Source organism: Pseudomonas sp. Sample_22, from assembly GCF_004307635.1.
Classification (GTDB): Bacteria; Pseudomonadota; Gammaproteobacteria; order Pseudomonadales; family Pseudomonadaceae; genus Aquipseudomonas.
The window spans coordinates 1-14,125 of sequence record NZ_RCNY01000049.1 but is presented as its reverse complement, the minus strand read 5'-3'; the positions used below and the strand labels follow the sequence as shown (position 1 = coordinate 14,125).

General features: G+C 59.2%; 12 protein-coding genes. 9 read left to right on the top strand and 3 right to left on the bottom strand.

The window, feature by feature from the left end; translation table 11 throughout:
* Positions 1-86 precede the first annotated feature (86 nt).
* Together D8U73_RS12610 and D8U73_RS12605 are read right to left on the bottom strand one after the other, a co-directional pair.
* On the bottom strand, positions 87-533 hold the full coding sequence (locus tag D8U73_RS12610) for a hypothetical protein (RefSeq protein ID WP_130904635.1): 447 nt from the start codon (positions 531-533) through the stop codon (positions 87-89).
* 191 nt (positions 534-724) lie between these two features.
* A complete protein-coding gene (locus D8U73_RS12605) occupies positions 725-1,684 on the bottom strand; it encodes a LysR family transcriptional regulator (protein WP_130904634.1) in 960 nt (319 codons plus the stop codon).
* A 153-nt stretch (positions 1,685-1,837) separates the two neighbouring features.
* On the opposite strand from D8U73_RS12605, the gene D8U73_RS12600 reads away from it, so the two are divergent.
* From D8U73_RS12600 to D8U73_RS12585, 4 genes are all read left to right on the top strand, one after another.
* Positions 1,838-3,874: an alkyl sulfatase dimerization domain-containing protein gene (locus tag D8U73_RS12600; protein ID WP_130904633.1), complete on the top strand. Its 2,037-nt coding sequence runs from the start codon at positions 1,838-1,840 to the stop codon at positions 3,872-3,874.
* A 275-nt stretch (positions 3,875-4,149) separates the two neighbouring features.
* Positions 4,150-5,418: an outer membrane protein transport protein gene (locus tag D8U73_RS12595; protein ID WP_130904632.1), complete on the top strand. Its 1,269-nt coding sequence runs from the start codon at positions 4,150-4,152 to the stop codon at positions 5,416-5,418.
* Positions 5,419-5,475: 57 nt separating this feature from the next.
* A complete protein-coding gene (locus tag D8U73_RS12590; RefSeq protein ID WP_056853503.1) occupies positions 5,476-5,904 on the top strand; it encodes a hypothetical protein in 429 nt (142 codons plus the stop codon).
* A gap of 14 nt (positions 5,905-5,918) precedes the next feature.
* Complete coding sequence (locus tag D8U73_RS12585) at positions 5,919-6,377, top strand: glycine zipper 2TM domain-containing protein (RefSeq protein ID WP_056853306.1); 459 nt, start codon at positions 5,919-5,921, stop codon at positions 6,375-6,377.
* A gap of 16 nt (positions 6,378-6,393) precedes the next feature.
* On the opposite strand, the gene D8U73_RS12580 is transcribed toward D8U73_RS12585, so the two are convergent.
* A complete protein-coding gene (locus D8U73_RS12580) occupies positions 6,394-7,269 on the bottom strand; it encodes a LysR substrate-binding domain-containing protein (RefSeq protein ID WP_130904631.1) in 876 nt (291 codons plus the stop codon).
* Between the two features lie 164 nt (positions 7,270-7,433).
* On the opposite strand from D8U73_RS12580, the gene D8U73_RS12575 reads away from it, so the two are divergent.
* The 5 genes from D8U73_RS12575 to D8U73_RS12555 form a co-directional block, all read left to right on the top strand.
* Positions 7,434-8,825, top strand: coding sequence for an FAD-dependent oxidoreductase (locus D8U73_RS12575; RefSeq protein ID WP_130904725.1), 1,392 nt, complete (start codon positions 7,434-7,436; stop codon positions 8,823-8,825).
* Between the two features lie 246 nt (positions 8,826-9,071).
* Positions 9,072-10,238, top strand: a complete 1,167-nt coding sequence (locus D8U73_RS12570) for a 2-aminoethylphosphonate--pyruvate transaminase (protein WP_130904630.1) — start codon at positions 9,072-9,074, stop codon at positions 10,236-10,238.
* 271 nt (positions 10,239-10,509) lie between these two features.
* Positions 10,510-11,850, top strand: a complete 1,341-nt coding sequence (locus D8U73_RS12565; protein WP_130904629.1) for an MFS transporter — start codon at positions 10,510-10,512, stop codon at positions 11,848-11,850.
* 39 nt (positions 11,851-11,889) lie between these two features.
* Positions 11,890-12,717: a phosphonoacetaldehyde hydrolase gene (gene phnX, locus D8U73_RS12560; protein ID WP_130904628.1), complete on the top strand. Its 828-nt coding sequence runs from the start codon at positions 11,890-11,892 to the stop codon at positions 12,715-12,717.
* Between the two features lie 75 nt (positions 12,718-12,792).
* Positions 12,793-14,125: aldehyde dehydrogenase family protein (locus tag D8U73_RS12555; protein WP_130904627.1), on the top strand; the 1,333-nt coding region annotated here is incomplete at its 3' end.

The following is a 14,125-nucleotide window of genomic DNA, read 5'->3' as shown; positions in this document are numbered from 1 at the left end:
TCAGCCCCTGCCACTAACAGGAGAGTGAGTATAGACGCGCATTTACCAAGTGCCGGCCGCAAAGGCGCGTCAGGGTTCAGGTCATTTCACCGCTTTGCCTGGGCGACATCGCCGCAAAAGATATCGACGTTGCCGTCCTCGGGCGAAGTTCGTACGACGACGGAATATTGCCCGGACAGCAACTCTGATGTTGCGATAGGCGCATTACGGTAAAAACTCCACCCGTTGGACCCGGCTTCGTTTTTTGTATTGACCTTATCGTTCATGGCGTAAGCCACTGGCCCGGGTTTCTGGCAACTGCCTTTATTGATGAAGGTGTAAATGCGCGGTGGCAGAATCGTTCCGTCCGGAACACCCGAGATGAAGAAATCGAAGTTGGTTTGATTGCCCTCGGGGGTCAACGTGGCGTTGCCGGTATGTCCGACATTGGCGTGGGTGGCCGCCAGAGGCAAATTCATGGAGTGGTTTGAAGCGGTACTGCAACCGAACAGACTTGCCACGAGAAGCGCTAACGGGACGCTGCGAATATTCATAAACAACCTCCAAAAGTGGAAGAAGTGCATGGGGGGAACATTGGGTATAGCTCATAAATAAATGGGCGGTTCTCAATAAATCCGCGTCGTGAAACTTAACTTCCGTCACTCACTGCCCCGGACGGAAAATGGAAGAATCGCAGGTAGCGACCGCCACTCTCAAGCGAAGGCTCTGCGACGGGCATTCGGACTCACGCCTGCATGATCTTGATCAACAGACTTTCACGCTGACGAACATCGGCCTCCACTTCCCTGACTTCGTTCATGTACACCTCCACCGCAGGCGGCAGCGAGCGCTCCTTGAGATGAATAAAGCCGTAGCGCGTACGCAGTGCGAGGTCTTGAACCGGTAACGGCACGATTTCGCCTGCGTTGAGTTCGCGCTCGAACGTCGACAGATTCCCCAGCGTCAGGGCATTGCTGTGCTCGACGAATTGGACGATTTGCATGGGCACATCAATTTCGATTGCCGGAACGAAGTCCCCGGTCAGCGCATCATAGGCACCCGCACAACCGAGGGTTGCCGGAAGCAAGTGGGTCGCCAATCGCAAGGGAATGCGCGATGCCACCCACGGGTAATCGAGCGTTTGCGCAAGGGTCACGCGGCGGTTTTGTGCCAGCAGCGGATGATCGGGGCGACAAAACAGCCGGCCCTCGTGCTCGCCCAACAATTGACAGGTGAGTTCTTCCCGGCCTTGCAGCGTACTGATTTCAGCGATGCCCAGGTCGACCACGCCTGTCAGCACTTGATGCGCCACCTCGCGCCACCCGGCGACATGGGCCGTCACTTTGATTTGCGGATGGCGGGCATGCATCCGCGCAATGGCGGCATAGCCGCTGATGACGCTGGGGTAAGGGCCAAAAGCGACTTTCAGCGCGCCGATATCCCCGCCCGCGAGCAAGGCGATGTCGCGCCGCAGATCCTGCTCAGCCACCAACAAGCGTTGGCTCTTCTCCCGCAGCAAATGACCAAATGCGGTCAATGCCACGCCATCGCTGCGACGATCGAACAACGTGACGCCCAGTTCGCGCTCAAGCAACTGAATGCTTTTGCTCAACGCCGGCTGAGAAACACCCAGCGCCTTTGCCGCCCGGCCAAAGTGGGCGTGCTCGATCAATGCCAGAAACTGGCGTAAACGGGTGGGCGTCATCTCATAACCTTTATGCTATCGAAACGCGTTAAACAGGAATTTTTTGGAATCAAATGAATATGCTATTCATGGTTCGGCTGGTCAAGCTGACAACGCAGAACACTCGCGTTGCCTTGACGCCCTTGAACACTTCATCTGGCGCAGGAACCTTTCATGTACAACAAGACCCTCCATCTGGCACTGGCGATCACACTTGGCGGTGGCATCAGCCCTTGCGTTTTCGCTGCCGATGCAAACGGCGCAGCTTCCGATCCGGCTCCATCGCAAAACGTGCACTTCGACAGCAAGGGCAAGGCGCCTTCGTCCTACACGGTCGACATGCAAAACACTGTGCGCAAGACACTCCCCTTTGCAGACAAGCAAGACCTTGAAGAAGCGAAAAAAGGCTTCATCGCCGCACCGCCCTACAAGAAGATCATGGCCGACGCCGGGAACGTCGCGTGGAACATGGGGAGCTACAACTTCCTGAATGAAGGCAAGGATTACGACAGCATCAATCCGTCGCTGCAGCGTCAGGCGGTGCTCAATACGGCCTATGGCCTCTATGAAGTCATTCCGGACAAGATTTACCAGGTGCGCGGCTTTGACCTGGCCAATATCACCTTCATCAAGGGCGACACCGGCTGGATTGTCTTCGACACGCTGTTGTCGAAGGAAACCGCCAGGGCCGCCCTGGACTTCATCAACGAAAAACTGGGCAAGCGCCCGGTCGTGGCGGTGGTGATCTCCCACTCCCATGCCGATCACTTTGGCGGAATCCGCGGCGTGGTCGACGAGGCCGATGTCCGCAGCGGCAAGATCCCGCTGATTGCGCCGCAAGGTTTCATGGAGCATGCCGTGGCTGAAAACGTCTACGCCGGCAACGCCATGAACCGGCGGGCGTTCTTGCAATATGGTTTGCTGTTGCCGCACAGCCCCTATGGTCATGTTGACATGGCCATAGGTAAAAACACTTCCAGTGGCAACATGGGCCTGATCGAACCTAATCGCTTTATTACCAAAGATTTCGAAACCCTGACCATCGACGGTGTGGAGATGGAATTCCAGAGCACGCCAGGCACTGAAGCACCCGCCGAGATGAACACCTGGTTCCCACAGTTCAAGGCGTTCTGGGCAGCCGAGAACATCACTGGCACCATCCATAACATCTATACCCTGCGCGGCGCCCTTGTCCGCGACCCGCTGGTCTGGTCGAAGAACATCAACAATGCCCTGTATCGCTACGGTCAAACGGCAGACGTCATGTTCGCCTCCCACAGTTGGCCACGCTGGGGCAATGAGCGGATTCAGGATGTGATGCGCGCGCAACGCGATGCCTATGCAAACCTGAACAACGCCGTGCTGCATGCCGCCAACCAGGGCGTCACCATCAACGAGATTCAAAACGTCTACAAATTGCCCGAAAGCCTGAAAAACAACTGGGCGACCCATAGCTACCACGGCTCGGAAGAACACAACAGTCGCGCCGTGATCAACCGCTACCTGGGTTACTGGGATGCCAATCCGGCGACGTTGATGCCGTTGTCGCCCAAGGACTCGGCCCCGCTGTATGTGGAAATGATGGGCGGCGCCGACAAGATCATGAGCAAGGGACAATCCTTGTTCGATCAGGGCAAGTACCGCGAAGCTTATGAAATCCTCAACAAGCTGGTGTATGCCGAACCGCAGAACAGCAAGGCCAAGGACCTGCTGGCGGACGTCTATGAGCAAGTCGGTTATCAGAAAGAAAGCGCCGGTGTGCGCAACAGTTTCCTTTCGGCCGCGTATGAACTGCGCCATGGCGTGCCCAAGGGCGTGCCGCCAAAAACCGGCGGCGCGGACATGATCCGCGGCATGAGCACCGAGTTATGGCTGGAATACCTGGGCATTGCCCTGGATGGCAGCAAAGTGGCGGATCAGCACTTCACTTTCAATCTCAAGACACCGGATAACGGCGAGCAATTTGTCGTGGAATTGAGCAACTCGACGCTGACCAATATCAAGGGGCAACAAGCCAGCAAACCTGATCTCACCATCACCGTCGACCGAGCTGATCTGGAAGGTGTCATGGCCAGGAAAACCGGATTCGATCAACTTGTTGCAGCCGGCAAAGCCACTTTCGAAGGCGATCGTAAACCCTTCGAACTGTTGATGTCGGCCATCACTCCGTTCACGCCAACGTTTGAACTCCTGCCGGGTACTCGTCAGTAAGTTGTAAGAAATAGCGTTTCATCCTGCCCAGGGTGAAGCGCTTTCGCACTCGACCGTAACTATGGCCTAACTTGGTCCGCCTTACTTGAAAAGCCAGACATCGGACTTTCATGATGCGGCGCGAGCAACTTTATTCGTCCCTTGCCCCTTCCAATGTCACGAATATGAACTAACACTTATGAGTGATCGAATCGCGCTGATTCAATGCAGTTAAAGTTATTCGACATTTGCTATTAGCCTTATTTCGAAAATGCACACTTGCCGGGATCTAATCCATGCAAACAAGAACAGGTGCAATGCCCGCCTTCACGTTACTGGCCCTGTGCAGTCAACAAGCCTGGGCCGGCGGTATCATGCTCTACGAAATCGGCACCGATAACGCCGGGTTGGCCAACGCCGGTGCCGCCGCCCGAGCGCAAGGCCCTTCGACGATTGCCAGCAACCCGGCGGGGCTGAGCTACTTGCCCGGCACGCAGATCACCGGTGGTTTGCAGGTGCTGTATGGCGACCTGAGCTTCGATCGCGATGCCGACACCAATGTGTCTGGCAGCGGCAGCGGCAATGGCCTTGATCCGATTCCCGGCGGCAGTTTTTTCATCAGTCATGAACTGGATGATCATTGGAGCGTCGGTTTCGGCCAGTACGCCGACTTCGGCCTGGCGGTCAACTACGACAACGAATGGTCCGGACGCTACTTCGCGCAGAACGCCAGCATCGGTGGATTGTCGCTGGTGCCCAGCGTGGCCTATCGCTTTAACGAGCAGTGGTCGGTCGGGGTGGGCGTAAAAGCCATGTACGGCATGTTGCAGGCACAGACCGCCATCGACCGTTCGCCGTTCGGCTTTACCGACCGCGGCGACGGCCAGTTCAAATACAAGGACAACGACTGGGGGTTTGGCGCCAATGTCGGGGTGATCTACGCACCGCAAACCGGCACCCGCATCGGCCTGACCTACACCAGCAAAGTCGATCTGGATTTCGAAGACGGGCTGAATGTGAAAGGTAACGGTCCGGCACTGGATCGCCTCAACGGCTTGAACACCCAACTCGACGTGACCGTGCCACAGACTGTCACCCTGAGCCTGTTCCAGCAACTCGACCGGCAGTGGGCCTTGCTCGCATCGGTCAACTGGCAGGATTGGTCAAAATTCGGCGACATCGCCGTGCAGGTCGACACCACGGCACTCGGCGCCCAGTCAACCACGGTCGACGCCGACTTCAAGGACACCTGGCATCTGTCGCTCGGGGCGCAATACCAGGCCACGCCACAATGGCTGTGGAACGTCGGCGTGGCTTACGACAGCAGCGCAGTGTCCGACAACAAGCGCACCGTGACGGTACCGATGGCCGAATCCTGGCGCTTCGCGACAGGCGCCACCTATGCACTGAACAAGGACACCGACGTCAATGTCAGCTGGGCCATGATCTGGATCGGCGACATGCCGGTGGACCAGACCAAAAACGTTTCGGGCAATCGAATTTCCGGTCAATTCGACAGCGCCTGGATTCAAGCCGTGACCGGGAACATGACCTGGCGCTTTTGAGTACCTTGCCACCCCCGTGGCGACGGTTGGAACGATCCCGACAGAGGTATGGCTGAGATGGCTTCCCAAGCATTGCTTCGATTCTCGAGTTTGCACCGATCTTTTTTCATCGCCGCGCTCATCGCCAGTGCATTGGCGTTAGCCGCCTGCGCCACCGTCGATGCGCAGACAACTGCCTACGTCGGGGTCGAACACCCCGCGCCGACCCTGCCCAGCGAAGTGCAGATATTACGCACCGAGCCAACGCGACCCAGTGTGCGCTTGGGCGAAATCCTGATCGATGCCAGCATCGATCCGGCGCCGCCCATCACCCAGGTCGAACAGAAGCTGCGCGAAGAAGGCGCCAAACTGGGCGCGGATGCAGTGGTAGTGGTTTATGACCAGATCCAACCCGTCGCCGCCTATGTGACCGGCCCTCTGTGGAGCCGCGACATCGATACGATTCAGGGCCGCAAACTCAAAGGCATTGCCATCAAATACCAATGACGAGGAGCACAGCAATGAAAGCAATCATGTCCTGGCTGACGGTCACATTGACGGCGATTTTGATCAGCGGCTGTTCCGCCGTGGGGTCGAACGAGGGCGGCGCGGGTGAAATGGAAATTCGCTCGGGCAAGATCGAGCAGATATCGCTGACCCAGATGCAGACCAATCACGACAGTGGCGTCGGCGCCGTTCTCGGTGGTCTCGGCGGTCTCGGTATCGGTAGCCTGATCGGCAGTGGCACCGGACGCGACGTCGCGATGGTTGCCGGTGCCCTTGCCGGTGCGGTAGGCGGCAACTATGCAGAGAAGAAAAAGTACGATCAGCCGGTCGCCGCGCAACAGATCATCGTGCGGGTGAAAAGTGGAGTGCTGGTATCGGTGACCCAGCCGATCAATCCGGCCCTGAACAAAGGCATGAACGTCTACATCGAAGGCTCCGGCAACAATGCCCGGGTAATGCCGCAAGGGGGTTAGTTTGCGGCGGTGAACATCAGTCGGCCAAGCCTTCTCTAACCATGTCCAGAAAGGTCGTCAAAATACGCCGCGAGCTCTGTGCTCGCAGGCACACCAATGTCTCGGTGAAATGCCGCTGACAGTCGGCGATCGGCAAGCCGCGAAGCCGTGAATCCGAGCCCAACTCGGCCGCGGAGACCACACCGACCCCCATGCCGATCGCCACCGCCTCGCGCGCAGCTTCACGCCCCTCCACTTCGATGGCCTTGCAGATTTGCAGACCCGCCGCGGCCATCTCCTCCTCCAGGGATAAGCGCGTGACCGAGCCCTGTTCACGCAGGACCATGGGCGTGTTGTCCAGGTCGGCCAGGCAGATGGAGTCACGTTGCGCCCAGGGATGGTCATGGGCGACGAAGGCGAGCATGGGATCGCTGCGCAGGTGCAACGTCAGCAGCCGGTCGTCTTCGATGCTGCGTCCCAGCAAGGCAATGTCGGCCTGGTGGCTGAACAACCGCTGCAACACCTCATCGGTGTTGGCGGTTTCGATCTTCACGTCGAGGCCGGGGTAACGCCTGCAGAAACGTGAAACGTAGGGCAGGACATGCACCGGCGCATCCACGGCCAGATTCAGTGTGCCCGTCGACAGCGTCCGATAGTCCGTCAGCATGTCGTGGGCATCGATACTGATATCGAACAGGCGCTGGGTCAGGCCAAACAACCGCTCGCCGACTTCGGTCAAGCGCACCAGGCGCTTGTCGCGATAGAACACCATCACGCCGTAGTAATCCTCGAGCTTGCGCACCTGGTCGGATACCGCGGGTTGCGACAGGCAGAGTTGCTCCGCGGCCCGGGTAAAGCTGCCATGCATGGCAACGGCGTGAAACGCCTTGAGCTGGGTATGGGAAATCATCATCGGCGCACCTCGCTATAGGTTCAGCTTATTCGTCCATACGTTAAATCGATTTTATTTATGAACGATGAACTGCAAGCATGATTTTCACAAGTGCCGCCCCTCGTACTCATCAGGAATGCTCTATGGAAACTGAACGTTTCGCCGTGGCCAAACGAGATGACCTCATGCGCCCCTACTGGCTGGACCAGGCCCTGAAGAATCAACCCGCTACGCCCTGCCCTGCGCTGCAACAGGACACCCGCGCCGACGTCTGTATCGTCGGCGGCGGCTATACCGGTCTGTGGACCGCCATCATGCTCAAGGAACAGAATCCCGAACTGGACGTGGTCATTGTCGAAGCCGATATCTGCGGTGCCGGTGCCAGCGGGCGCAACGGCGGCTGCGCGCTGTCCTGGTCGGCCAAGTACTTCACCCTTGAGCGTTTGTTTGGCGTCAACGAGGCAATCCGCCTGGTCAAGGAGTCTGAGCAGAGCATCTACGCCATCGGTACCTTTTGCGAAAGGTATGCGGTGGATGCCGACTACCGTCTCGACGGCACGCTCTACACAGCAACCAACCGCGCTCAGGTCGGCTCGACCGACGGGGTCATCGCGGCGCTGGAGCGCCATGGCATCAACTCTTTCTCCAAATGCGCGCTACCTGAGGTGCAACGCATGGCCGGCTCGGTCCGGCACATCGAGGGCTGGTTCTCGCCGGCGGCTGCCAGTGTGCAGCCAGGCAAACTGGTTCGGGGACTGCGCCGGGTGGCTCTGGAACTGGGCGTGCGGATTTTTGAGGGCACGCCGATGACCGGGCTGGAAGAAGGCATGCCCGCTGTCGTCAATACACCGAACGGCAAAGTGACCTGCGACCGCGTCGTGCTGGCAATGAACGCCTGGATGGCCCGCGCCTTTGCGCAGTTCTCGCGTTCGGTGGCGATCGTCTCCAGTGACATGATCATCACCGAGCCGCGACCCGACTTGCTCGAACGGATCGGTCTGACCAGCGGGGTCACCGTACTCGACTCGCGGATTTTCGTGCACTACTACCACAACACCCCGGACGGCCGGATCATGCTCGGTAAGGGCGGCAACACCTTTGCCTACGGCGGTCGCATCCTGCCGGTTTTCGACCAGCCCTCGCCCTACGCCGGGCTGTTGCGCAACACGCTGACGGAGTTCTTTCCGGACTTCGCCGATGTTGGTATCGCCGCCACCTGGAACGGCCCCTCCGATCGCTCGGTCACCGGCCTGCCTTTCTTCGGCCGCATGGGCGCGGGCGGCAACATCTTCTACGGTTTCGGTTACTCCGGCAGCGGCGTCGGACCGTGCCATATGGGTGGCCAGATCCTTTCGTCACTGGTGCTGGGCCTGGACAATCCCTGGACGCGCTCGCCGCTGGTGCAGGGCCCGCTGGGGTATTTCCCGCCAGAGCCGATCCGCTACCTGGGTTCATTGATGGTGCGTAACGCCATTCGCCGCAAAGAACACGCCGAGGACCGCAACCGGCCTCCCCGCCGACTCGATGTGCGCCTGGCAAAATTCGCGGCAGCCGCCGGCAAGGCAGACAAGGGCTGAGTCCCGCCCCCCAAAACGCTGATCCTTGACCACAAAGAACCCCGCCCGGGATTCACCGCGCGGGGTTTTGCGCTGCTTGAAAATTGCTTCGGCAGATGAGCCGACCCTGCTCAGGCCTCATGCACTCCAACTTATAAGCTCAGCTTGTTTGTGACATGTGATAAATCGATTTCAGTTATTTCTTGCCAAATGTTTTTATCAATCCATGCATCACTCCCCACAAAAACAACATCGCCGGAGAAGATCATGACCAAAGCCCAATTCCCGACAACCCAGCCACTGGCAAGCCCTGCCCTGGGTGAACCCTACCTGCTGACGCCAGGCCCGCTGACCACCTCGAAAGCCACCAAGGAAGCCATGCTTCGGGACTGGGGGTCATGGGACGGTGCCTTCAATAAGGTCACCGCGCAAGTTCGCCAGCAATTGCTCAGCATGGCTGGCGTAGAGGATGACAGCTTCGCCTGCGTGCCACTGCAAGGCAGCGGCAGCTACTCGGTCGAAGCCGCTTTGGCCACCGCCATCCCGCGTGATGGCAAAGCCCTGGTGCTGATGAATGGCGCCTACGGCCAGCGCGCCACCAAGACCCTGGAATACCTCGGTCGCGCATTCATTACCCTGGACAAGGGCGATTACCTGCCGCCCCAGCCCGAAGAAGTGGATGCCCTGCTCAAGGCCAACCCAGACGTCACCAACGTCTTCGTGGTCCATTGCGAAACCAGCTCCGGCATCCTCAACCCGCTGCGTGAAATTGCCGATGTGGTGAAGGCCCACGGCAAGAGTCTGATTATCGATGCCATGAGTTCCTTCGGTGCCGTGCCGCTGACGGTGAACGACATAACTTTCGACGTGGTGGTGTCTTCGGCCAACAAATGCATCGAGGGCATCCCGGGCTTTGGTTTCGTGATCATCCGCCGCACCGTGCTGGAAGCCGCCAAGGGGCGCGCCAACTCGCTGTCCCTCGATCTCTACGAACAATGGGCCTACATGGAGCGCACCGGCCAATGGCGCTTCACACCACCGACCCACAGTGTGGTGGCGTTCCACAAGGCACTGGAACAGCACAGCGACGAAGGTGGCGTGCACGGCCGGTTGGCGCGCTACACCCGCAACCGCGACGTGCTGGTTGCCGGCATGCGCGAACTGGGCTTCAAGACACTGCTGGAAGACCGTTGGCTGTCGCCGATCATCACCACGTTCTTCAGCCCTGAACATCCCAACTTCGATTTCACGCGTTTCTACGAAGAACTCAAGGCCCGGCAGTTCATCATCTACCCCGGCAAATTGACCGTTGCCGAGAGTTTCCGCATCGGCTGCATCGGCCAGATCGACGAATACATCGTCCACCAGTTGCTTCGCGCTATCGCTGACTGTCTTGCCGCCATGGACGTAGACATTCTGAAGCCCGCGGCCTGAGCGCTTTAAGGTCTCTGCCAATTCGAGCACAGGTGCAATGGGTAGCACCTGGGGGCAGGGATCTTTTTTAAACCATGGATTCGGTGGCGAATCGCTCGGCAGTGCCGGGCAGGAGTCAGCGACCACAGTCATTCATAACGTTTAAAGCCTGATGCCATTCTCACGGCCATCGGATCGATGGCGTGCGTCTGGACAGACTTGTGCACCGAAAACAAAAACAAAAACCGACCTAAATTGCGCTGTCTGGCACCACATACGGGATCAGAACACCATGACGAACACGACAAGCCCTCTCGCAACAGGCTGGAAATCCCTCCAGCGTTGGCGCGTGCAGATTTTCCTGATCACCTGGGTGGCGTATGCCGCCTTCTACTTCACTCGCAAAGCGTTCTCCGTCGCCAAGCTGGGTATTGGCGAAGACCCGGACTTCATGCTCGAAAAGTCCATGATGGCCAATCTCGACGCCCTCTACCTGATCGCCTATGCCGTGGGTCAGTTCCTCTGGGGCAATTTCGCTGACCGCTTCGGGCCCAGGGTCGTGGTACTTAGCGGCCTGGTCATCTCGGCCCTGGCGGCGCTGCTCATGGGCACCTACGCCACCTTGCCGATTTTCGTCTCCTGCATGTTGGTACAGGGGCTTGCGCAGTCCACCGGTTGGTCAGGCCTGTGCAAGAACGTCGGCAGTTTCTTCAGCACTGGCGAACGTGGCCGTGTACTGGGTTACTGGTGCACCTGCTACGCCTTCGGCGGTCTGGTCGCCACGCCGTTTGCCGGCTGGTGGGCTTATCAGGCCTATCACGACTGGCGCATCGCGTTCATCAGCAGTGCCCTTGTCGTGCTGGTGGTGGCGGTGTTGTTCTATTTCCTGCAACGCAACCGTCCGGAAGACGTGGGCCTGCCTGCTGTCGAAATCGAGATCGAACCCGTCAGCGGTGTCGTGGTTCCCCGCGAAAGCATGTGGGCCGGTTTACGGACCGTGATGAAAAATCGCACCGTCCTGATTCTCGGCCTGGCCTACTTCATGCTCAAGCCCGCGCGCTACGCCATCCTGCTGTGGGGCCCGGTGATCATCTACGAACGCATGCCCGAGATCGGCAAGGTTGCATCGGCCATCGTTCCCACTGCGTTTGAACTGGCAGGTCTGGTAGGCCCCATCCTCATCGGTATCGCATCGGACAAATACTTCGGCGCTCGCCGTATACCGGCCTGCGTGCTCAGCCTGGTGGTCCTCACTGTCTGCCTGGGACTGTTCGTTCCCGCCATGCAAAGCGGCAGTCTGTACATGGTGGTCGGCCTGCTGTTCATGATGGGCCTGACGCTTTACGGGCCGGACTCGATGATCAGCGGCTCGGCGGCCATCGATTTCGGCAGCAAGGACGGGGCTGCCTCCGCCGCGGGCTTCGTCAACGGCTGTGGTTCGGTGGGTGCGGTCCTTGGCGGCCTGCTGCCGGGTTACTTCGACACCATCACCGTGTTCCTGGTGTTCACCGGTGCAGCACTGCTGGCCAGCCTGATGTTGGTGCCCTTCTGGAACAGCCGGCCGAAAACACTGGAAAACCCGCTGCTGGCATCGACCCCGGTACAACCGGTCATTGTCAGCACCACACCCTGAATTCGTACTACTCACTTACCTTTCCAAGGAGCAATCATCATGCAATACCAACAACCTTCCCACCTGCAAGCCGTGGTTCTGGACTGGGCGGGCACCGTCGTTGATTTCGGTTCCTTTGCCCCCACGCAGATTTTTGTCGAAGCCTTCGCCGAGTTTGGCGTAGCCGTCTCTCTAGCAGAAGCCCGTGGCCCCATGGGCATGGGTAAATGGGATCACATTCGCACGTTGTGCAACGAGCCCGAGATTGCCGAACGCTATCGCGCGGCGTTCGGTCGCTTGCCGACCGACGATGATGTCACTGCCCTTTATGAGCGTTTCATGCCCTTGCAGATCGAAAAGATCGCCCTGCACTCGGCGCTGATTGCCGGTGCCCTCAGTACGATCGATGCCTTGCGCGACAAGGGCCTGAAAATCGGTTCGTGCTCCGGTTATCCGGCTGTGGTCATGGAAAAAGTCGTCGAGCTGGCACGCCAGAACGGTTATGTCGCCGACCACGTCGTGGCGACTGACGAAGTGCCCAATGGCCGCCCTCACCCGGCCCAGGCACTGGCCAACGTAATCGCGTTGGGGATCAGCGATGTGGCGGCTTGCGTCAAGGTCGACGACACCTGGCCAGGCATTCTCGAAGGCCGCAGCGCCGGCATGTGGACGGTTGCCTTGACCTGCTCCGGCAACGCACTGGGCCTGACCTATGACCAGTTCAGGGATTTGCCCTCGGACAAGCTGGCCGAGGAACGCGCGCGCATCATCAAAATGTTCGAAGGCTCGCGCCCGCACTACGTGATCGACACCATCGTCGATTTACCAGCGGTCATTGAAGACATCAATGCGCGCCTGGCTCGTGGCGAAACCCCTCAGGGTTGCTGACCCGTTGCCGTTTGTGCTCCTGACAGTGACCGTCCCCGGGACGGTCACACCCAAAAACAACAAGAGAACCCGATCATGATCTACGCCCATCCAGGCACTCCCGGTGCCATTGTTTCCTTCAAGTCGCGCTACGGTAACTACATCGGCGGCGAGTTCGTCGCGCCTGTCAAAGGTCAGTACTTCACCAATACTTCGCCAGTCAATGGCCAACCGATTGCCGAATTCCCCCGTTCCACGGCCGAAGACATCGACAAGGCCCTGGACGCTGCCCACGCGGCCGCCGATGCCTGGGGCGCCACGTCCGCCCAGGCCCGCTCGCTGGTGCTGCTGAAAATCGCCGACCGCATCGAACAGCACCTCGAAACCCTGGCAATCACTGAATCCTGGGACAACGGCAAAGCCGTGCGTGAAACCCTCAACGCCGACATTCCGCTGGCCGCCGACCACTTTCGCTATTTCGCCGGTTGCCTGCGCGCCCAGGAAGGCAGCGCCGCAGAAATCGACGGCAACACCGTGGCCTATCACATCCATGAACCGCTGGGCGTGGTCGGGCAGATCATCCCGTGGAACTTCCCGATCCTGATGGCCGCATGGAAACTCGCCCCGGCGCTGGCCGCCGGCAACTGCGTGGTGCTCAAGCCCGCCGAGCAAACGCCGCTGGGCATTACCGTGCTGGTCGAACTGATCGGCGACCTGCTGCCACCGGGCGTGCTGAACATCGTGCAAGGCTTCGGCAAAGAAGCCGGCGAAGCGCTGGCCACCAGCAAACGCATCGCCAAGATTGCCTTCACCGGCTCGACCCCGGTCGGCTCGCACATCATGAAATGCGCGGCGGAAAACATCATTCCGTCCACCGTGGAGCTGGGTGGCAAGTCGCCGAACATCTTCTTCGAAGACATCATGCAGGCCGAACCGTCGTTCATCGAAAAAGCCGCCGAAGGCCTGGTGCTGGCGTTCTTCAACCAGGGCGAAGTCTGCACCTGCCCATCCCGGGCGCTGGTGCAAGAGTCGATCTACGACGAGTTCATGGCCGTGGTGATGAAGAAGGTCCTGCAGATCAAACGTGGCGACCCGCTGGACACCGACACCATGGTCGGCGCCCAGGCGTCCGAGCAGCAATTCGACAAGATCCTTTCGTACCTGGAAATCGCCAAGGGCGAAGGCGCCGAACTGCTGACCGGCGGCAAGGTGGAAAAACTCGAGGGCAACCTGGCGAGCGGGTATTACATCCAGCCGACACTGCTCAAGGGCACCAACAAGATGCGCGTGTTCCAGGAAGAAATCTTCGGCCCGGTGGTGAGCATCACCACCTTCAAGGACGAAGCCGAAGCCCTGGCGATTGCCAACGACACCGAGTTCGGCCTCGGCGCCGGCCTGTGGACCCGCGACATCAACCGCGCCTATCGCA